This is a genomic window from Alteromonas infernus, assembly GCF_902705815.1.
The window spans coordinates 59,074-79,834 of the sequence record NZ_CACSIG010000020.1; the positions used below are offsets into that span (position 1 = coordinate 59,074).

At 45.0% G+C, this 20,761-nt stretch carries 12 protein-coding genes and 1 pseudogene; 2 read left to right on the forward strand and 11 right to left on the reverse strand.

The window, feature by feature from the left end; all coding sequences use genetic code 11:
* Window positions 1-60: 60 nt before the first annotated feature.
* From ACX5J7_RS05870 to sdhC, 11 genes and pseudogenes are all read right to left on the reverse strand, one after another.
* Complete coding sequence (locus tag ACX5J7_RS05870; protein WP_498706427.1) at window positions 61-3,111, reverse strand: TonB-dependent receptor; 3,051 nt, start codon at window positions 3,109-3,111, stop codon at window positions 61-63.
* 290 nt (window positions 3,112-3,401) lie between these two features.
* On the reverse strand, window positions 3,402-4,922 hold the full coding sequence (locus tag ACX5J7_RS05875; RefSeq protein WP_239241611.1) for a tryptophan halogenase family protein: 1,521 nt from the start codon (window positions 4,920-4,922) through the stop codon (window positions 3,402-3,404).
* A 130-nt stretch (window positions 4,923-5,052) separates the two neighbouring features.
* Complete coding sequence (locus tag ACX5J7_RS05880; RefSeq protein WP_278384200.1) at window positions 5,053-7,869, reverse strand: TonB-dependent receptor; 2,817 nt, start codon at window positions 7,867-7,869, stop codon at window positions 5,053-5,055.
* 328 nt (window positions 7,870-8,197) lie between these two features.
* Window positions 8,198-9,070 carry a succinate--CoA ligase subunit alpha gene (gene sucD / locus ACX5J7_RS05885; RefSeq protein WP_012518366.1) on the reverse strand — a complete coding sequence of 291 codons (873 nt, stop codon included), beginning with the start codon at window positions 9,068-9,070 and terminating at the stop codon, window positions 8,198-8,200.
* A complete protein-coding gene (gene sucC / locus ACX5J7_RS05890) occupies window positions 9,070-10,236 on the reverse strand; it encodes an ADP-forming succinate--CoA ligase subunit beta (protein ID WP_498706429.1) in 1,167 nt (388 codons plus the stop codon). The genes sucD and sucC overlap by 1 nt, the downstream gene beginning before the upstream one ends.
* 152 nt (window positions 10,237-10,388) lie before the next feature.
* Window positions 10,389-11,900 carry a 2-oxoglutarate dehydrogenase complex dihydrolipoyllysine-residue succinyltransferase gene (gene odhB / locus ACX5J7_RS05895; protein WP_015067210.1) on the reverse strand — a complete coding sequence of 504 codons (1,512 nt, stop codon included), beginning with the start codon at window positions 11,898-11,900 and terminating at the stop codon, window positions 10,389-10,391.
* A gap of 9 nt (window positions 11,901-11,909) precedes the next feature.
* Window positions 11,910-14,730: pseudogene (locus tag ACX5J7_RS05900) on the reverse strand (2-oxoglutarate dehydrogenase E1 component).
* Window positions 14,731-14,904: 174 nt separating this feature from the next.
* The gene (locus tag ACX5J7_RS05905) at window positions 14,905-15,615 is read right to left on the reverse strand and encodes a succinate dehydrogenase iron-sulfur subunit (RefSeq protein ID WP_020743551.1); all 711 of its coding nucleotides are present in this window, start codon (window positions 15,613-15,615) and stop codon (window positions 14,905-14,907) included.
* A gap of 14 nt (window positions 15,616-15,629) precedes the next feature.
* Window positions 15,630-17,402, reverse strand: a complete 1,773-nt coding sequence (gene sdhA, locus ACX5J7_RS05910; RefSeq protein ID WP_015067208.1) for a succinate dehydrogenase flavoprotein subunit — start codon at window positions 17,400-17,402, stop codon at window positions 15,630-15,632.
* Between the two features lies 1 nt (window position 17,403).
* On the reverse strand, window positions 17,404-17,751 hold the full coding sequence (gene sdhD / locus ACX5J7_RS05915) for a succinate dehydrogenase, hydrophobic membrane anchor protein (protein ID WP_012518360.1): 348 nt from the start codon (window positions 17,749-17,751) through the stop codon (window positions 17,404-17,406).
* A complete protein-coding gene (sdhC, locus tag ACX5J7_RS05920; protein ID WP_015067207.1) occupies window positions 17,745-18,119 on the reverse strand; it encodes a succinate dehydrogenase, cytochrome b556 subunit in 375 nt (124 codons plus the stop codon). The genes sdhD and sdhC overlap by 7 nt, the downstream gene beginning before the upstream one ends.
* A 704-nt stretch (window positions 18,120-18,823) precedes the next feature.
* Between sdhC and ACX5J7_RS05925 the strand changes: the two genes are divergently transcribed.
* Both ACX5J7_RS05925 and ACX5J7_RS05930 read left to right on the forward strand, forming a co-directional pair.
* A complete protein-coding gene (locus ACX5J7_RS05925; RefSeq protein WP_012518358.1) occupies window positions 18,824-20,101 on the forward strand; it encodes a citrate synthase in 1,278 nt (425 codons plus the stop codon).
* 87 nt (window positions 20,102-20,188) lie between these two features.
* Window positions 20,189-20,611 carry a DUF3429 domain-containing protein gene (locus ACX5J7_RS05930; RefSeq protein ID WP_498706434.1) on the forward strand — a complete coding sequence of 141 codons (423 nt, stop codon included), beginning with the start codon at window positions 20,189-20,191 and terminating at the stop codon, window positions 20,609-20,611.
* Window positions 20,612-20,761: the final 150 nt, after the last annotated feature.

The following is a 20,761-nucleotide window of genomic DNA, read 5'->3' on the forward strand; positions in this document are numbered from 1 at the left end:
TACTTTTGGCAACCGAATATTCCTTCGTGTTGCTAAATAAATTACCTAAGATGCTGTTTTTCATAGTTGATATGTCATCCCTAGGTAATATTGCGTACCAAAGTATTGGATAGTGCCGGTTTGCTCTTCTGATGAGAAATAGCTCTTCGTTGGCTCGTCTGTTAGGTTGTTAACTTGAAATAGTACGCTCCAATTGTCGTTAATCTCGTACGACGCTTGGTAATCAATAACCAATTCTTCATCAAAATTAACCACCTGATCGTTTACCGCTACTTGCTGCGAAACAAATGCGTCGCGATATCGGCTAGACAAGCGAGTTTCAAAACCTTCGTATTCCCAAAACACGGTTAGCGTAGCAACGTTTTCAGAAAGACCTGGTAAGTTAGCGGCATACACGTCATCACCTAGCGTGCGTTGAATTTCACTTTCGGTGTAAGAGTAACTTGCGCTAACGCCTAAGCCTGACCACATACCAGGCAGCATGCTATAAATTTGCGTATAGGCGATTTCTAAACCGCGAATATAGCCACCTTCGGCATTGTTTACGGCTGTGCTGTAGCTACCATTTTCAGTAGGGACGGTAATAAAGATAGGGTCGCCATTTTCATCAAGCGCTAGTTCGGCTTCCTGTCCTGCAAACTCTGGCGTCAAGTAAACCGGCACACTTACATTGTCAGGAATTACAATGCCGTTTGCTTCAAAATCATAAGGCTCTATTTCGATGTCTTCTACGAACGATTCAATGTCTTTATAAAAGCCAGCGACAACTAATGCGCCTTCCGTATCTGAGAAATAATACTCCCACGAAACGTCGTATTGAGTTGCATAGAATGGCTCTAAATACGGGCTGTTACGGGCGTTACCGCTAACCCTTGCCGTGGGGTTAGAAAGCGCAATTTCACCCGAGTCTCTGTCTTGGAAAGCGGTAACCGTTTCAATAGTGGTTGACGCATTTGCTGCAAAACGGTTTATTGGCGCTCTGCCCATCACCTTTGCAGCAGCTACACGAAGTTGCGTGTCATCTGAAAGTTTAAAGTTCAGGTTAATTGAAGGCAAAACGTCAGAATATTCATGACTTATCAAGGCTGGGCGATAAAAGTTATTAATCAACCCTACGTCGTCGATAATGTTTTGTGCACCAGCCGTAGGGTCACTAACTTCAACCGACGTTCCGGTCTCAAGGTCTTCAATTAACTGAGTAGCACGCTGTAGCGTCGTTGAACTTTGTTTACTTTTAACGTAACGAACACCAACATTACCTGTAACAGGAATACTGCCAATTTCTGTATTAATGTTTGCCATCAAGTAAGCAGAATTCACAGTTTCAAATACATCGCCACTTTCTTGTAGCGTCCACGCAGTAGCTGGCCCTGTACCTGGACCATTAATAACGCCGGCAGCGCCAGGTCCCCACGTTTGAACAGGGTGTGGCCTACCGTTTGGAAACCAAGCATTAAGTGCACTGTCTAGATCAACGGAAAGATAACTTGGAAAATAACCAAAATCACCGCTCCAATTTACCTCTTCGACCATATCAGAAGTTAACTGAAGTGGCGGTTCGCTGACTGAAAATGCACTGTCATTGCCGTATTCAAACACAGAGCGGTCATTGTTATATTCCCGGTCTGAATAACGATAGCCAAATTCAAAGCCTGAAATGATTGGCACATCGACATAATATTGGAAGTCTACGCGATAGGCGTCTAACTCATCTTTGTTTTCATACGGATAAATGCCGTATTTACTTACCATTACACGGTCTAAGTCTGTAAAAGCATCACTTTGATTAAAACCGATATCAGGTAAGTTTAGTCCGTTGAGCAAATAAGAAATTTGAACGTTTTCGTCGAACACGGGGTTTGCCGCTGTCGCGTCTTCGCCAACAAGCGACCACAGTAAGCCGTTTCTAAAGTCGCTTTCAGCACTTGAGCGGGAGACGTCAAACTGAACCGCTAAATCTGGCGATATCTCCCAACTAGCATTCACGCCCAAGTTGGTAACACTGTCGAAATCTTGATTGTCGTCGTTTACCAACTCAACACGGGTAAAGCTGTTGTCTGCACGAGAAAATGTGCCGCCAATTACGCTGTTGTTTACTACTACAGGATTAGTTATACCAGCGTTTATTCCACCTAGATTAACGCGAAACCCACGTGCAAAGGCTTCGGAGTCAAATTTCGAGATAAAAGCATCAGCTTTAAGTGTAAAGGTATCGATAGGTGCCCATTCAAACGCGGCAACGTAACCATCGCGAGTCTCTTCCCCGCCCTTGTGCTGCATTTCAAAGCCTTCTGAAATGAGTTCACAATTGGGGCAATCTGCTGGCCCGTCTATATCACCTTCAAGTCCGTCTACATCAACTTGACCGTTATAAGCTAAACCAATGAATTGAGTAGAAACGCTCGGTTGGAATAAACGAGCATAACCTAGTGATACACCTAGCGTATCGTCAAGGAATTTACCTTGATATGAAAAACTCAGTCTATGTCCATACTCTGTAGCATCACTCACCTCTGACGCTCTATCGTTGTACATGCCACGCATGTTGGCGCTGAATTTATGCTGCTCTTCAATGGCAAGTGGTGAGGCAGTTTTAAGTTCTACCGTACCCGCTATACCCCCCTCAATAAGCGATGCCTTGGGAGATTTATAAACCGCCGCCTCACTAATAAGCTCTGAAGGATACTGATCAAACTCAATTGCCCGGCTTCCGCTGGTCGATACCTGCTCTCTACCGTTTAATGTAGAAAACACAAAGTCACCGGATAGACCACGAATGTTTATCTGCGCGGCTTGCCCCCCGGTTCTTACCGCAGAGATACCCGGCAAGCGGGTCAGTGCATCCGCCATCGACACATCGGGAAGTCCGCCCAAATCGTCTGCAGATATTTGTTCAGAAACCGTATCGGAGAAGCGTTTCTGGTTTAGTGATTGGATCAAGCTGGTACTAAAACCACGTACTTCAATACGCTCTAGGGTATCTTCTTGTGGTCGTTCAACTTCGTCTAGTGAGGTGTCTGGTGACTCTTGGGCATAAAGAGGAGCTGCGCTAAACGCGACCCCACTACTTATCAAGGCCGCCATGATAGTGCTGGGTTTGAATGTTTTCATTGGTGTCCCATTCCTTGTTTATTATCGACACTTTTAGGACTACCACCCCCAAAAATGCCTCTTATGGTTCAACACCAAATACTACTGTTTTGTATAAAAAGGGAGCAATGCTATGCATACGTATTCATTTACATCGGCGCAACATATTTTTAATTTACCAGTAAAAAACCAGCATAATTGTAACAATTCATCCTTAAAAACGAATAAAGCAGCCTTTTGGCTGCTTTATCCTTTACCTGTTTAGTTAGCTAATGCGTTCGTTCGCAGCACTTCTAACCATATGAAATTATTCAACTCATTGCGCGTTTATACTTTGCAACCATCCCATTTATATACTCGTCATGTGTCGGCAGCTTAGCAATGGGCTCTTTTTTGATTTCCAATAACCTTGTTAACATTTGATTTAACTGAACTTCAGGCACACTGTCTACCAAACCGTGATAATCCTTAGGAGTGATCCCCTGACCGTACAATACCTGTAGCCATGAGCTTTCAAGGAATAGATCATTTTGTTCTCGTAGCAGATTTCCGCTTTCTTTAAACAACGCAATTTTATGTGCTAGGGAATCGGGCAAAGTAATATTTCGCATGTCATTGAAAAAGGCGCTATCGGTTCGCTCATTTACGGTGTAATGCAAAACAAGAAAATCTCTGATTTGTTCAAACTCTAATTCAGACTGCTTGTTATATTCCGTTTCCAAACTCGGTGCAAAGCCGTTGTGGGGAAACAACTGAATTAAGCGAACAATTGCAGATTGAATGAGGTGAATACTGGTAGATTCAAGTGGCTCTAAGAATCCACTTGATAGACCTACTGCTACTACGTTTTTGTACCACTGCTTACGTCGTCTGCCCGTCGTAAACTTTATCAGTTTAGGGTCGCCCAATGGTTTGGTATCTAAGTTTGACAACAAGGTGTCACAGGCCTGATCATCACTGATATAGCGTGAACTATATACGTGGCCATTACCATTTCTGTGTTGCAGTGGGATCCTCCATTGCCAACCCGCATCGTGGGCAATAGAGCGCGTGTAAGGCGCGGTTTTTTCATGTCGCTCAGACGGTACAGCAATGGCACTATCACAAGGAAGTAAGTGAGACCAATCGTCGTAGCCAGCGCCCAGCGCTTCCTCTATCAATAGCCCCTTAAAGCCCGTGCAATCAACAAATAAGTCCCCTTCAACCACGTCCCCCCTTTCTAAGTGAAGTGCTTGAATAAAACCGCTGTCGGTAAAACGTTGAACACGTGAAATTTTACCTTCTTTGCGTACAACCCCCATATTTTCACTCAGCTTTCGTAAATACTGAGCGTATAAACTGGCGTCAAAATGATAGGCGAAAGGTAGCTCAACGACTGGGTCTTTGGCATTTATCTGCGCAAATCGTCCCGATTCAGCGGCATGGTAATTTAGGTCAAAATCCCACAGGTCGTCTTTTAGGCCTTGCTGGCGCGCCTTTACCCAATAGTGATGAAAATGACAAAATGCCATGCTTTTGCCCGGCGCACCAAAGGTGTGATAGTAGCTTTCACCCTTCGTTTTCCAATTTTCGAACCGTATAGCAAGTTTTATCGTTGCTTTAGTATCATGAAGAAACTGTGCTTCGTCGATACCTAACACTTGGTTTACTAGGCGTATTGGGGGGATGGTAGCTTCGCCAACACCGACCGTACCAATCGCTTCAGATTCAACCAGAGTAATATCAACTGCTTTACCCAACACCTTTTTCATTAATGATGCAGCTAACCAACCAGCCGTTCCACCGCCGGCAATCACTACACGCTTTATCGGTTTATTATGAGGATCTTGCATAAACTTCTCGCAATTCGTACCAAAAATTTTGAAGGGTTCCTTTCATACAAAAAGAAAAGCCACCATTTGCTCTCTCTTTTAGCACAAGCTAAAACAAAAAGCAGCAGGTGGCTTTACACACACGAAGAAATTAGAACTTGTAGTTAAATCCTAGCAAGTAGTTCGTTCCATAAGTTTGGAACTGCGTGATTTGACGGCCGTCAGCCGCGGACGCTTGAATATCATCTTCATCGGTCAGGTTCTGTGCTTGTAAAGTAACACGTAGGCCTTCTAGATATTCGATACCAGACTCGCTAAAGTCATAGCCAATTTGTGCATCAACAAGCGTACCGCCTTGCTTTGTTGCATCAACAAGCGCAAGACTTGTACCTCTTTCCTCAGTCAGGAACTGATCGCGTTTTGTTGCAGCCAAACGGAACTCAAAGCCAGCATTTTCATAAAAGAAAGTCATACTGTACGACTCTTCAGACAAGCCAGGAATACGTGTTTCAGTTTGGCCAGGTGCCGCGTCAACTTCACCATCCATGAAGGTTGCACTCGCGAACAAGCCAAAACCTTCGAGTGAATTGTGGATCATGTCAAAGGGTAGTGAACCCTGAAGTTCGTAACCACGCACAAACCCCTCGAACCCATCCAATACTCGGTTAACTTGCCCCTCAAATAGCACTGGAGTTTGACCTTCAGAGCCTTTGTGCAAATCTGGAATATAAAATTCACTAAAATCTTCTACAATTGAAGTGTCGCGATGCCAGTTTTTTATATCCTTATAGAAGAAAGACACAGCCACATAGCCCGTATCCGCAAAGTAGTTTTCGTACGCCAAGTCAAATTGATTAGCCTCAAGTGGTCGCAGCTCAGGGTTGCCCGCACTACCACTCCATGGGCCATTTTCAAGTCTATCGCTAGTTATCTGTCCGTCATTGAAAGCAAATGTAACTTGTGTATTCGGACGCATATCATCCATACGAGGACGAGAAATTACTTTGCTTAAGCCCAAGCGTACAAATTGACCTTCAGCAACTTCTGCAGATAAATTAAGTGTTGGAAGCACATCTGTATAATCAGTGCCACCCGATATAGGGTTTGCAATCGTGTACCCTACTGTATCTGATGTAGTAGCAAAGCCTGTAGATTCTTGATCCGCACTTACTACTTGCAGGCCTACGTTACCGCGCACCCAAATATCACCAAATTCCATCTCTAGGTCTAGTTTGGTGTATAAAGTAAGTAGTTCTTCATCAACGGTGTAAGTATCACCTAGACGGTCATTTTGAACACGGCTCGCATCGTTTTCAATGTAATATCCACTTTCATATAACGCCAGTGAGTCATATGCAAGCACACCATTAATGCCGATAAAATTAAGGTTAGTTACACCAAGCACATCGGGAATTGCTGCATCATCTGGATAAGAAGGCGCTGTAAGATATGCACCATTGTTATCTTTAGATTTTGAGCGGTCAGAGTAAACAACACCTGCAGAAAGGCCTGTTACCACACCCCAATCTACATAACCCTTAACGTCGAAACGAAGGGTATCAAGCTCTTCTTCAAAAAACGGTTGGTTTACGAAGCCGTCTTGTCCGTCAGACTCTAGTAAAGGTGGTGCTCCCCAGGCTTGCGGACCTGCAAGGCTAATAAGTGTTGGGTCGGTAAGGTCAACCGGTGCAATGGTTGGGTGGTCAGAAAACAGTACGCCAGAAGACGTCATTTCCCAACTGCGTGCAGTAAGGGGACGTCCGTCAATACCGGCACGACCGACACCAGAATAGCTCTCTACCTCTATGATCTCTTTCTCTACTTTACCAGTGGAGTAGTCTAGCTCTACTGTCCATGAGTCATTAATTTGATACTCGACATTAACACCAACCGTTGTTAAGTCAGCATCTTGTTGACGCGCATCATTTCGAACGACACTATAAAAGCCATTTGTATAGCCACTCGTTACAAGCCCATTTTCAACACCGGTAATTACATACGGATTAGGGCCCCACTCAGGGCCACCTTCTTCAACGCCTCGGCGCACATCATTTTCAACAAAGTCGATGTAAAGAGCATCTAGCTGAATATTCAATTTATCAGTTGGAGCCCATTCAACTACTGCCGCTATTGAATCACGTTCAAGCATCGCTGAGCGCTGGAATGAGTCATGTCCACCAAGGACTACAGTTCCAGCAGGTACTTCCACTGAATCCAAATCACGTAGTTCACTATCAAAACCGACATCTGCATAACCCCAACCGCGGAAGTATTGCTCCTGGCGCGGCGACTCCATGCTCGCAACAGTTAACGCTAAACCAATGGTATCGTCGGCAAATTGATCGACAAAGTTTACAGAAATGCGGTGACCGTCGTTGTCAAAATCTGGGTTTGGAGAGTCTTCAGCATTCTTTTCGAACGTGCCGTTTACGGTAAACGTGCTTTCTGCCGTTAGAGGCTTAACCGTTTGAAGGTCAATTGAACCACCGATATTTTGGGTAGTCATGCCCGCTTCTGGTGTTTTGTATACCAGAATGTTTGAAATGATTTCCGTTGGATAAAGGTCAAACTCAACCCCACGGTTATCACCCATACCTAGAAGTTCACGACCGTTTAGTGACGTACCAACGTAGTTCTCGTTAAAACCACGAACAGAGATACCACTTGTACGACCGTTACGACGTTCACCAGTTACACCAGGAAGACGTGCGATTGATTCTGCAATACTGGTATCTGGTAGCTTACCAATATCTTCTGCTGATAACGCTTCAACAATTGAGGTGTTATCCATTTTGATTGCTTGAGCACGCTGTAAGCTGCCGCGAATACCGCTCACTTGAATTACTTCAAGATTTGCTTCATCAACAGCATCAGTGTTTGCATCTTGTGCAAATGCTGGTGCACTACCAAACGCCATACCGCCTGAAATAAGCGCAGCTTTAATTAGGTTGGGTTTAAATTGTTTCATAAAACGGGTGTCCCATACGGTTATAGTTGTTGTCTTTTTGTTGTTCTTATGACAATTAAATGACAATACATCTCGTCGGCATAATGCTATAGAGGACCTAGGGTTTACACAATTGCCTGCATACGTATTCAATAAAATTTGTGCAACACGCCGTTAACAAAGGATGCGCAGGCCTTTATGTAATTTAACAACACAATGTGGATTGACCGGGGCTTTTACGGCAGATAGTTGTAATTTTGTTACATGCATTTCTGCAGAGTTGTTAATAAGCGCGCACAAAAAAGCCCGCTTAAAGCGGGCTTTTATCACAAAATTGTTAAGCGTTAGCTTACCAACCTGTAGTCTCGCGAAGCGCCTTACCGATTTCAGCAAGTGAACGTACAGTTTTAACGCCAGCGTCTTCTAGTGCTTTGAATTTCTCATCAGCAGTACCTTTACCGCCTGCGATGATTGCACCAGCGTGACCCATACGCTTACCTGGAGGAGCAGTAACACCAGCAATGTAAGAAACAACAGGCTTTGTTACATTCGCTTTGATGAACGCCGCAGCTTCTTCTTCAGCAGTACCGCCGATCTCACCGATCATTACGATAGCTTCAGTTTGTGGATCGTCTTGGAACATCTGAAGGATGTCGATGAAGTTAGAACCAGGAATTGGGTCACCACCGATACCAACACAAGTAGACTGGCCGAAACCTTCGTCTGTAGTTTGCTTAACCGCTTCGTACGTAAGTGTACCAGAGCGAGAAACAATACCTACTTTACCAGGCTTGTGGATGTGACCAGGCATGATACCAATTTTACACTCTCCAGGAGTGATAACACCTGGGCAGTTTGGACCAATCATGCGTACGCCTTTAGCTTCAACGTATTCTTTAACGTAAAGCATGTCTAGCGTTGGAATACCTTCAGTGATACATACGATTAGCTCGATACCCGCATCTGCAGCTTCAACAATTGAATCTTTACAGAATGGCGCTGGTACGTAGATTACTGTTGCAGTTGCACCAGTTGCTTCTACCGCTTCACGTACAGTATTGAATACTGGAAGACCTAAGTGCTCAGTACCGCCTTTGCCTGGTGTTACACCACCAACCATTTGCGTACCGTAAGCAATTGCTTGCTCAGAGTGGAATGTACCCTGACCGCCAGTGAAACCCTGGCAAATTACTTTAGTATCTTTATTAATTAATACAGACATTATTTGCCCTCCGCTGCAGCAACAACTTTCTGTGCTGCATCAGTTAGCGATTCAGCAGCAATGATATCAAGACCTGAGTTCGCTAGAACTTCACGGCCAAGCTCTGCATTGGTACCTTCAAGACGTACAACTACTGGTACTTCTACGCCAACTTCTTTAACCGCACCGATAATACCTTCTGCGATCATGTCACAGCGTACGATACCACCGAAGATGTTAACCAATACCGCTTTAACATTGTCATCAGAAAGGATGATTTTGAATGCTTCAGCTACACGCTCTTTAGTCGCGCCGCCACCAACGTCTAGGAAGTTAGCTGGCTTGCCGCCGTGTAGGTTTACGATGTCCATAGTACCCATTGCAAGGCCAGCACCGTTAACCATACAACCTACGTTACCGTCTAGTGCAACATAGTTTAGTTCCCACTGAGCTGCGTGAGCTTCACGGGCGTCTTCTTGCGAAGGATCTTGCATATCTTTCAGCTTAGGCTGACGATATAGCGCGTTACCATCGATACCTACTTTTGCGTCTAGGCAGTGTAGGTTACCGTCAGTTTTGATAACTAACGGGTTAATTTCGATAAGTGCAACGTCAAGCTCTTCAAACATCTTAGCTAGGCCAAGGAAGATTTGAGTGAATTGCTTAATTTGAACGCCAGAAAGACCAAGAGCAAACGCCATTTCGCGTGCTTGGTAAGGCTGAGGACCTACGATTGGGTCGATTTCAGCTTTAAGGATCTTCTCTGGGGTTTCTTCTGCAACAGTTTCAATCTCAACGCCACCTTCAGTAGATGCCATAAATACAACGCGACGGGTTGTACGGTCAACTACTGCACCAAGGTAAAGCTCGTTAGCGATATCTGTGCAAGATTCAACTAGGATTTTGCTCACAGGCTGACCGTTTTCGTCAGTCTGGAAAGTCACCAAATTTCTGCCAAGCCAGTTTTCAGCGAAAGCGCGAATGTCGTCTTTGTTTTTAACTAGCTTTACACCGCCAGCTTTACCGCGACCGCCCGCGTGTACCTGACACTTAACTACCCACTCTTCTCCGCCGATTCGGTCAGCGGCTTCTACAGCACCTTGAGCAGTGTCTGCTGCGTATCCTTCAGAAACAGGCAAGCCGTATTCTTTGAATAGCTGCTTACCTTGGTATTCATGCAAATTCATGGTGTTTCTATCCGATTTTTAGTAAGACAAAAGCCGCAAATGCGACTTGATTAGTTTGACTGATATTATAGGGCAAATATCAGCGTTGCGTTAGGTGCTAAGCAAACTTACGCATGCGAAGCACCCAACCACAATTCCGCGAGATGAAAACCTTAAACGTCTAGTAATAGACGTGTTGGATCTTCTAGCATCTCTTTAACGGTTACCAAGAACCCTACCGATTCTTTACCATCGATAATACGGTGGTCATAAGAAAGCGCTAGGTACATCATTGGTAGAATTTCTACTTTGCCATTAACTGCCATTGGGCGATCTTGGATTTTGTGCATACCAAGAATTGCGCTTTGTGGCGGGTTAATGATTGGTGTAGACATTAGTGAACCAAACACACCACCGTTGGTGATTGTGAAATTACCACCTTGTAGTTCAGCGAGTGACAGCTTACCGTCACGGCCTTTAAGTGCTAGTTCCTTAATTCCTTTTTCAACACCCGCCATACCCAGTGTGTCAGTATCTTTAAGTACTGGTGTCACAAGGCCACGCGGTGTAGAAACAGCAATCGATACATCGAAATAGTTGTGATAAACAATATCATCACCGTCGATAGACGCGTTAACTTCAGGAAAACGCTTAAGCGCTTCAGTTACGGCTTTCACGTAGAAAGACATAAAGCCAAGACGAATACCGTGACGCTTCTCGAAGCTTTCTTGATACTGCTTACGAAGGTCCATAATAGGCTTCATGTTGACTTCGTTAAACGTAGTCAACATTGCTGTTGAGTTTTTCGCTTCAAGAAGACGATTAGCAATTGTTTTACGAAGACGCGTCATAGGTACACGCTTCTCAGTGCGGTTGCCCGTTGGCAATTCCGCTGGCGCTGACTCGGTTGATGCAGGCGCTGATTTTTGAGCACTGTCACCACCTTTTAGGTACTTTTCAACGTCTTCTTTAGTGATACGGCCATTTTTGCCCGTACCCTTAACTTTAGACGCATCTACGCCTTTCTCAGCTAGAAGACGACGTACAGATGGGCTAAGCGCATCGCTGCTTTCGTCGTTGTCATCGCTCTCTTCTGAAGCCGCTGGTGCTGATGCACCGCCTGCAGCGCCTTCAACAAACTTGGCAATAACTTCTTCAGCTGTCACTGTTGCGCCTTCTTCAGCGATGATTTCTGCAAGAGAACCATCTGCAGGCGCTACCACTTCAAGTACGACCTTGTCAGTTTCAATGTCAACCAAGTTTTGGTCACGAGACACCGCTTCGCCTACCGCAACATGCCAAGTAGCAATGGTTGCATCAGCAACAGATTCTGGAAGAACAGGTACTTTCACGTCAGATGCTTTGCCAGAAGCCGCTGGAGCAGCTTCTTCTTTAGACTCTTCTTTAGACTCACTCTTAGCTTTCGGCTCAGAAGCTGCAGCTGCGCCGCCCTTCTCTAGCTTTGCGATTACTTGCTCGCCTAAAACTGTTGCACCCTCTTCGTTTAGGATCTCACCAATTGTACCGTCCGCTGGCGCCACAACTTCTAAAACCACTTTATCAGTTTCAATATCAACCAGGTTCTGGTCTCGTTTAACTGCGTCACCGGCCTTAACGTGCCAGGTTGCAATGGTGGCATCGGCAACTGACTCAGGTAGAACCGGAACTTTTATCTCAATTGTCATTACTGTTCCTTATTTAATTGTGAGTGCGTTTTCAACCAGGGCTTTCTGTTGCTGGTTGTGAACGGATACATAACCTACTGCAGGTGACGAGGATGCATCACGGCCTGCATATGTTAATTTCGCACCATCTGGAATTGCTTGCCAGAAATGGTGTTGGCTACAGTACCAAGCGCCTTGGTTTTGAGGCTCTTCTTGACACCAAACCCAATCTTTGACATGGCTGTATTGTGCCACAACTTTAGCGCATTCTTCTTGTGGGAATGGATAAAGTTGCTCTAAACGGATGATTGCAACGTCTGTTTGCTCATTTTTACGGCGCTGGTCTAACAAATCGTAGTAAACCTTGCCCGAACACATAACAACACGCTTCACGTTCTTCGGATCAATGTCGTCAATTTCATCTATCACGTTGTGGAATTTACCTTCCGCTAGCTCTTCTAACGAAGATACCGCCATTGGGTGACGTAATAATGACTTAGGCGACATGACGATAAGCGGTTTACGCATTGGGCGAACCACTTGGCGACGAAGCATGTTGTATACCTGTGCAGGTGTAGACGGCACACACACTTGCCAGTTGTGATCAGCACACATCTGAAGGAAACGTTCAAGGCGTGCAGAACTATGCTCTGGGCCTTGACCTTCATAACCATGTGGAAGTAAAACGGTTAGACCACACAAACGGCCCCACTTTGCTTCACCTGAACTTAAGAATTGGTCGAATACAACCTGTGCGCCGTTAGCGAAGTCACCAAACTGGGCTTCCCAAATGGTCAGGCACGTTGGCTCTGCCGTCGCATAGCCGTATTCAAATGCCATTACTGCTTCTTCCGAAAGCACAGAGTCGTAAATTTCAATTTCACCCTGACCTTCGCGAATATGCTGCAGAGGCATATACGTCGATGCGTCTTTTTGATTGTGTAATACCGCGTGACGGTGGAAGAAAGTACCACGGCCAGAATCCTGACCCGTAATGCGAATATCTTCGCCGGCGTCAACGATAGTGGCATAGGCTAAGTTTTCAGCCATCCCCCAATCTAACTTCTTCTCGCCTGCAACCATAGCCTTACGGTCTTGGTACAGCTTATTTACACGAGACTGAAGCTTATGATCTTCAGGAATAGTAGTGATTGACTCACCTAGCTCTTTAAGCTTCTCAACTGAAAGTGCGCCATCGTAAGGCGTATCCCAGTCGTGTCCAAGATACGGAGACCAGTCAACACTGTGCTCGGTCATTGGACGCCACTCTTCTACAACACAAGCGCCGTGATCCAACGCTTCACGATACTCTTCAAGGTAGCGGTCTGCATCCCGTTGCTCAATTACGCCTTCAGCTATAAGTTGGTCAGCATATAGCACACGCGGTACAGGGTGTCTTTTTAAATTTTTGGTACATCAACGGCTGCGTTGCATTCGGCTCATCCGCTTCGTTGTGACCATGACGACGGTAACAAACAAGGTCAATTACCACGTCTTTCTTAAACTTGTTGCGATACTCAAGCGCAAGCTGTGTAACAAAGGCAACCGCTTCTGGGTCATCTGAGTTAACATGGAAAATTGGCGCCTGCACCATTTTCGCGATGTCGGTACAGTATTGCGTTGAACGGGTATCTTCTGTTTTCGACGTGGTAAAGCCAACTTGGTTGTTTACCACAATGCGAACGGTGCCACCCACAGCAAAACCGCGAGTTTGTGACATATTAAAGGTTTCTTGAACTACACCCTGACCCGCAATAGCAGAGTCACCGTGGATAGTTATTGGCAACACTGTGTTAGTGTCGTTATCACGACGTGCTAAACGAGCGCGTACCGACCCCATAACTACCGGGTTAACAATTTCAAGGTGAGACGGGTTAAACGCTAGCGCTAGGTGAACATTGCCACCTGGCGTTGCAAAGTCTGAAGAGAAACCGGCGTGGTATTTCACGTCACCCGCACCTAGCGAGTCGTCGTGTTTACCAGAGAATTCGTCAAACAGTACTGACGGGTTTTTACCCAGTACGTTTACCAATACGTTCAATCGACCACGGTGAGCCATGCCGATAACCACTTCTTTGGTACCCGCAGTGCCCGCTTTTGTGATCAAGCCTTTAAGCATAGGAATTAGCGCATCGCCGCCTTCTAGAGAGAAACGCTTTGCACCTGGGAATTTAGAACCCAAGTATTTTTCCATGCCGTCGGCCGCAGTAAGGCCTTTAAGAATACCTAACTTCTCATCACGAGAAATTTCAGGCTTGGCCTGAACAGATTCTATCTTTTGCTGTAACCAACGCTTTTGTTCAGTGTCGGTAATGTGCATGTACTCTGCACCGATAGACCCGCAGTAAGTTCTGTTAAGCGATTTAAACAGTTCTCCAAGTGGCATTGACTCTTTGCCGATAGCATAAGAACCCACGTTGAAAACCGAATCGAAATCTTGCTCAGATAGGCTGTGGTGAGAAAGTTCTAAGTCGCGCACACGCTCTTGCTGCCATAGACCAAGTGGGTCTAAGTTTGCGTGTTGGTGACCGCGGAAGCGGAACGCGTTAATTAACTGAAGGACTTTAACTTGCCTGTCGTCTGAGACATTAGCAGAAGGAGAAGACGGACTAGACATGCGGGCGGTTGGCCCTAACGCAGCAAGTTGCCTAAATTGATTCTTAATAGTTGTATGATTGGTTTCTAACTCTACGCCATCGACTTTGGGGAGGTTATCGAAGATTTGTCGCCAATTTTCATAGACACTTTGCGGGTCTTCTAAATAGGTTTCATACAACTCTTCAACATAGGCAGCGTTGGCACCTGCCATGTGCGAGGAATCCCACCACGCTTTCATCACGCTTTCTTGCATTTAATTTGCCTTGCTACGTTTTATAAAATCTAGTTAACAATCAAGATGTATTATAAGGTTATTCTCAGCATAACCAAGTGTTATAACGGAGAATATATAAAAAAATAGCCATCCTTATTGGATGGCTATTTAGCGTATCGCATCTATAACTTAGGAAGTTATCAGACTATAGTACTAAACAGCCCGTTGTAAAAGCATTGACTTGATTTGGCCAATAGCTTTTGTTGGGTTCAATCCTTTAGGACATACACTTACACAGTTCATGATACCGTGACAGCGGAATACGCTGAATGCATCGTCAAGCTCGTTAAGACGCTCTTCTGTCGCAGTGTCACGGCTATCAATTAAGAATCGATAAGCGTGAAGTAGACCGGCCGGACCGATAAACTTGTCAGGGTTCCACCAAAATGATGGGCAAGACGTCGAACAGCATGCACATAAGATACACTCATATAAACCATCTAACTTAGCGCGCTCTTCAGGTGACTGAAGGTGCTCACGAGCCGGCGGCTGCTTGCTGTCGTTAATTAAGAAAGGCTTAATCTTTTCGTACTGTGTATAGAACTGCGTCATATCAACAACAAGGTCACGTACAACAGGTAGACCTGGAAGTGGACGAACGACTATTTTGCCTTTGCCCAGCGCAGAAAGTGGAGTAATACATGCTAGGCCGTTTTTGCCGTTCATGTTTACACCGTCAGAACCACATACACCTTCGCGGCATGAGCGACGGAAAGAAAGCGTCGGATCCTGCTCTTTAAGTGCAAGTAGCGCATCTAGCACCATCATGTCTTGACCTTCCTCTACTTCTAGAGTGTAGTCTTGCATGCGAGGCTTCGCATCTACTTCTGGGTTATAACGATAAATCGAAAAAGTTAATTGCATGATCGTTGCCTCTCTTAATATGAACGCACTTTAGGCGGGAATGCTTCCCTAAGCTTAGGCGCCATATTCACTTCACGTTTAATCATTTTATCCGTGTTCGGATCATAAATGCTGTGACATAGCCAGTTATCATCATCTCGGTCCGGGAAGTCGAAGCGGCTGTGTGCACCACGGCTTTCCGTTCTGAAGTTCGCTGCTACTGCCGTGCTGTACGCGGTTTCCATAAGGTTATCAAGTTCTAAACACTCTATACGTTGGGTATTGAAGTCTGAACTCTTGTCGTCAAGGCGAGCATTCTTGAGGCGCTCACGAATTTCGCTAAGCTCTTTAAGTCCTTCCGCCATTGCGTCACCTTCACGGAATACCGAGAAGTTAAGCTGCATACATTCTTGCAAATCTTTCTTAATTTGGACTGGGTCTTCGCCCTTGCCTTTTTCTGAATTTTCCCAACGATTGAAACGAGCCATTGACGCTTCAAGATCAGATTCTGACGCGTCGCGCGTTGGGGCCATATCAGATAATGTCTTACCAAGGTGTAAGCCAGTCGCACGACCGAATACAACAAGGTCAAGTAGCGAGTTACCGCCAAGGCGGTTAGCGCCGTGTACCGATACACAAGCAATCTCACCACAAGCAAATAGACCATTAACAACCTTGTCGTTACCGTTTTCATCAACCGTTAGACATTGGCCATCAACGTTAGTTGGAATACCACCCATCATATAGTGACAAGTAGGAATTACTGGAATTGGCTCTTTTACTGGGTCAACGTGTGCAAACGTACGGGATAGCTCAAGGATACCAGGTAGACGCGATTCAAGAACGTCTTTACCAAGGTGATCAAGCTTAAGCTTAATGTGTGTACCCCATGGGCCTTCACAACCGCGACCTTCGCGAATCTCCGTCATCATTGAACGAGCAACAACGTCACGACCAGCAAGGTCTTTCGCGTTTGGCGCATAACGTTCCATGAAGCGCTCGCCGTCTTTGTTTAGAAGGTAACCACCTTCACCGCGACAACCTTCGGTAACCAATGTACCTGCGCCAGCAATACCCGTTGGGTGGAACTGCCACATTTCCATATCCTGAACTGCAACACCTGCACGAAGCGCCATACCCACACCGTCACCGGTATTGATGTGTGCGTTTGTGGTAGACGCATAGATACGCCCTGCACCACCCGTTGCAAGTACAACAGCGCGCGACTTGAAGTAAACTACTTCGCCAGATTCGATGTCGATTGCTGTACAACCTACTACGTCACCGTCTTGGTTTTTCACTAAATCTAGCGCGTACCACTCAGAAAATACTTTTGTTTTATTCTTTACGTTTTGTTGGTAAAGAAGGTGAAGAAGTGCGTGACCGGTACGGTCAGCCGCTGCTGCCGTACGAGCACCCTGCTCGCCACCAAAGTTCTTAGACTGACCACCAAAAGGACGCTGGTAAATTTTACCGTTTTCGAAGCGAGAGAAAGGAAGACCCATGTTCTCCATCTCAATGATTGCTTCAGGTCCTGTCTTACACATGTATTCGATAGCGTCTTGGTCACCGATATAATCTGACCCCTTTACGGTGTCATACATGTGCCATTCCCAGTTGTCTTCGTGTGAATTACCCAATGCTACGGTAATACCACCTTGTGCAGACACAGTGTGAGAACGGGTTGGAAATACTTTTGAAAGCAGAGCGCAAGATTTACCAGACTCTGAAATCTGGAGTGCTGCGCGCATACCTGCACCGCCGGCACCAATTACTACTGCATCAAACTCGTGAACGGGTAAACTCATTTTACACTCCCCACAATACGAATAGGCCCACAGCTACGTAGCCGAACGCGATGATATTTAATATATATTGTAGTACCGCACGTAGACCTGTCGCTTTAACATAGTCTGTAAGTACCTGCCAAAGGCCGATACGCACGTGGATCATCACTGCTACTAGTGCTGCCAATGTGAAAACTTTCATAGCTAGGCCAGAGAACAAACCTCGCCATTCGATAAACGTTAAGTTATCGGTGGTAATAAAAAACCACGCCATGAAAACCGAGTACGCGAAAATTATCGCTGCTGTTGCGCGAAGAGATACGTAGTCTTGTACGCCGTCACGCTTTATGCTTGCTTGGTTGGTTACCATAATGCAACTCCCAATACTACGGTCAGTACAACCCAAAGTGCGATAACTGCTTTAGCACTTGTATTGCCCGACTCTAGTTCTTCCCAGTGACCTAAATCCATAACAACGTGTCTTAGGCCGCCTAGAATGTGATACGTCAGCGCTGAGGCTGTGCCAATTGCGACAAATTTTCCAAGGAAACCGTCCATGATTGCTTGTACGTTCGCGAAACCTTCAGCCGAGTGAACAGAAACTGCCCAAGCCCAAATAACGAAAAGAAGCGCGAAGAACATTGCAACACCGGTTACACGGTGGAGAATTGACGAAATAGCAGAGGGCGGAAATTTAATAGTATTGAGTTCTAAATTTACTGGTCTTTGCTTTTTCACAATGTATGCCTGTTTAATCCGTAGGGGATAATGAATTTCTTACCTTTATTATGTCCTGAGTAAGTGAATTCGATTTTTAACCTGTTAATTGCCTCATCCATTGAGTTGTTAACAATTTGTGAATTATTCTTTAATGCTTGTAACAGAATGATTATTCCGATTCCAAAGCACCGCTGAGTATATCCAGCGTAGTATATAATTACAATTTTTTGTGCCGTAGTAAGACTTTAGTCTTTATCTGTACTTTTATAGTCATTATTTTGATTAAAAAGAGTTCAAAATTGAGCGCAACACGTCGAAACGCGCGCAATTACAGCGTTTTGAAGTTTACCAGCAGGCACTGGGAATAACTATGCATATCAATAAGAAATTAAGCACTTTTAATCTGTATGGGTAATTATTCCTCATCAAAAGGTTACTTTTTAAACTAACCTGTTAATATATTTATCGATCGGTGGTTTACCTTTGTCGAAAAGCCATTGATAATTGCACCGTATCGGGCAAAGTGAATTCCCAGCAAGTTAATTAATCGTTATCCGATTGCTAGTATTTTTTTAAGCAATTTGGAATATTTATTGTTCAAATATGCAATTAAATTGACTTGTTGGTGCATAATAAAGTACAAATACGCCCACTTTTCCCAACGAAGCGGATATTTTCGTCCGTTTTCGCTGCAAACAGAACCATTCTGAGGAGAGCATTTTATGGCAGATCAGAAAGCCATTCTTAAAGCCGGCGGTAAGGAAATCGAGCTTCCTATCTTGTCTGGCACTGAAGGACAAGATGTAATCGACGTCCGTACGGTAGGCCAACACGGTTATTTCACGTACGACCCAGGTTTTATGGCGACAGGATCTTGCGAGTCTTCAATTACCTACATTGATGGCGCTCAAGGTGTATTATTACACCGCGGTTTCCCTATTGAAGAACTAGCGCGTGACGCAGACTATCTTGAAGTTTGTCACATGCTTCTTCACGGTGATGCACCAACAAAAGAACAGTACGAAGAATTCAAAGAGACAATTACTCGTCACACCATGGTACATGAACAAATTAACATGTTCTTCCACGGTTTCCGCAACGACGCGCACCCTATGGCAATGCTATGTGGTACCGTTGGCGCTATGTCTTCGTTCTATCACAGTGATTTAGACGTTTCTAACGAAGAGCAGCGTATTCGCAGCGCTCACCGTCTAATTGCGAAAATGCCTACCCTTGTTGCTATGTGTTATAAATACAACATCGGTCAGCCTTTCGTATATCCACGTAACGACCTAAGCTATGCAGCTAACTTCCTGAACATGATGTTCTCTGTACCTGCAGAAGAATTTCAAATCAGCCCTGCTGTAGAGCGTGCGATGGACCGTATCTTTACTCTTCACGCTGACCACGAGCAAAACGCGTCTACCTCAACGGTACGTCTTGCTGGTTCGTCTGGCGCTAACCCTTACGCGTGTATTGCGGCAGGTGTTGCGTCACTTTGGGGGCCTGCTCACGGTGGTGCAAACGAAGCATGTCTTAACATGCTAGAAGAAATCGGTACAGTTGACCGCATTCCTGAGTTTATCGCTCGTGCTAAAGACAAGAACGACCCGTTCCGTCTGATGGGCTTCGGTCACCGTGTTTATAAAAACCACGACCCACGTGCTACAGTAATGCGTGAAAGCTGCCACGAAGTATTGAGCGAACTTAACGTGAAAGACCCGCTGCTAGAAGTAGCAATGGAACTTGAAAAAATTGCGTTGAGCGACCCTTACTTCGCAGAGAAGAAACTGTTCCCGAACGTAGACTTCTACTCAGGTATCGTACTAAAAGCTATTGGTATTCCTACAAACATGTTTACCTGTATCTTCGCCCTGTCTCGTACAGTAGGCTGGATTTCTCACTGGCATGAAATGATGAGCGACCCTAAGCAAAAAATTGGTCGTCCTCGTCAGTTATACACTGGTCACAGCCAGCGTAAGTACACGCCAATCAAGTAATACGGAACTAAGTATTACTCTTGATAGTAAAAATAGCGCCTCTATGGCGCTATTTTTGTTTTAGAAAATTGTATTAAAGGAACATCAATGCCCTATTCTGCCGTTTTGCTAGGTATTGCAGGTCTTATCCCCTTTGTCGCTATGCCATTAGCATACCAATTCAATTTATTGCCCCTTACTCAAAGTGCGGTTTATTTTGTACAGTACTCTGCCGTATTGTTGTCTTTTTTCGGTGGTATTCATTGGTGGGATGCAATTAGTAATCAGCGTTATGACAAACAGATGTTCATTGCCATGTTGCCTACCATTATCGGCTGGCTGTGCTTGGTATTTTCAAATGATGTCAAAGTGTTTGGTGTATTGTCATTAAGCTATGTGGCTGTGCTCATGTATGACAAGTTCACCCTTAGCCTACCTAAAGAGCAAGTGGTAAGCTACATTAGCCTTCGTATGGGGCTAACCAGCGTTGTGGTAATTTGCCACGCGTGGATGATTTATTTAATCGCTTAAAAAAGCCAACACGTTACGTGAATTATTTTCGCGTTAGACATCTTAAAAAAAATCACCTTGGTTACACGTAACCAGTGTAACTGTTTGAAGTTTTGCGTTTTTTTCAATTTAAAAAAAGGCGACAAACTTTTTAAAGTATTGTCGCCCTAT

Coding starts and splice junctions, on each gene's coding strand:
- sdhD (WP_012518360.1), bottom strand. CDS start 17,751: ATGGTAACCAACCAAGCAAGCATAAAGCGTGACGGCGTACAAGACTAC.
- sucC (WP_498706429.1), bottom strand. CDS start 10,236: ATGAATTTGCATGAATACCAAGGTAAGCAGCTATTCAAAGAATACGGC.
- ACX5J7_RS05925 (WP_012518358.1), top strand. CDS start 18,824: ATGGCAGATCAGAAAGCCATTCTTAAAGCCGGCGGTAAGGAAATCGAG.
- ACX5J7_RS05880 (WP_278384200.1), bottom strand. CDS start 7,869: ATGAAACAATTTAAACCCAACCTAATTAAAGCTGCGCTTATTTCAGGC.
- ACX5J7_RS05905 (WP_020743551.1), bottom strand. CDS start 15,615: ATGCAATTAACTTTTTCGATTTATCGTTATAACCCAGAAGTAGATGCG.
- ACX5J7_RS05930 (WP_498706434.1), top strand. CDS start 20,189: ATGCCCTATTCTGCCGTTTTGCTAGGTATTGCAGGTCTTATCCCCTTT.
- odhB (WP_015067210.1), bottom strand. CDS start 11,900: ATGACAATTGAGATAAAAGTTCCGGTTCTACCTGAGTCAGTTGCCGAT.
- ACX5J7_RS05875 (WP_239241611.1), bottom strand. CDS start 4,922: ATGCAAGATCCTCATAATAAACCGATAAAGCGTGTAGTGATTGCCGGC.
- sucD (WP_012518366.1), bottom strand. CDS start 9,070: ATGTCTGTATTAATTAATAAAGATACTAAAGTAATTTGCCAGGGTTTC.
- sdhA (WP_015067208.1), bottom strand. CDS start 17,402: ATGAGTTTACCCGTTCACGAGTTTGATGCAGTAGTAATTGGTGCCGGC.
- ACX5J7_RS05870 (WP_498706427.1), bottom strand. CDS start 3,111: ATGAAAACATTCAAACCCAGCACTATCATGGCGGCCTTGATAAGTAGT.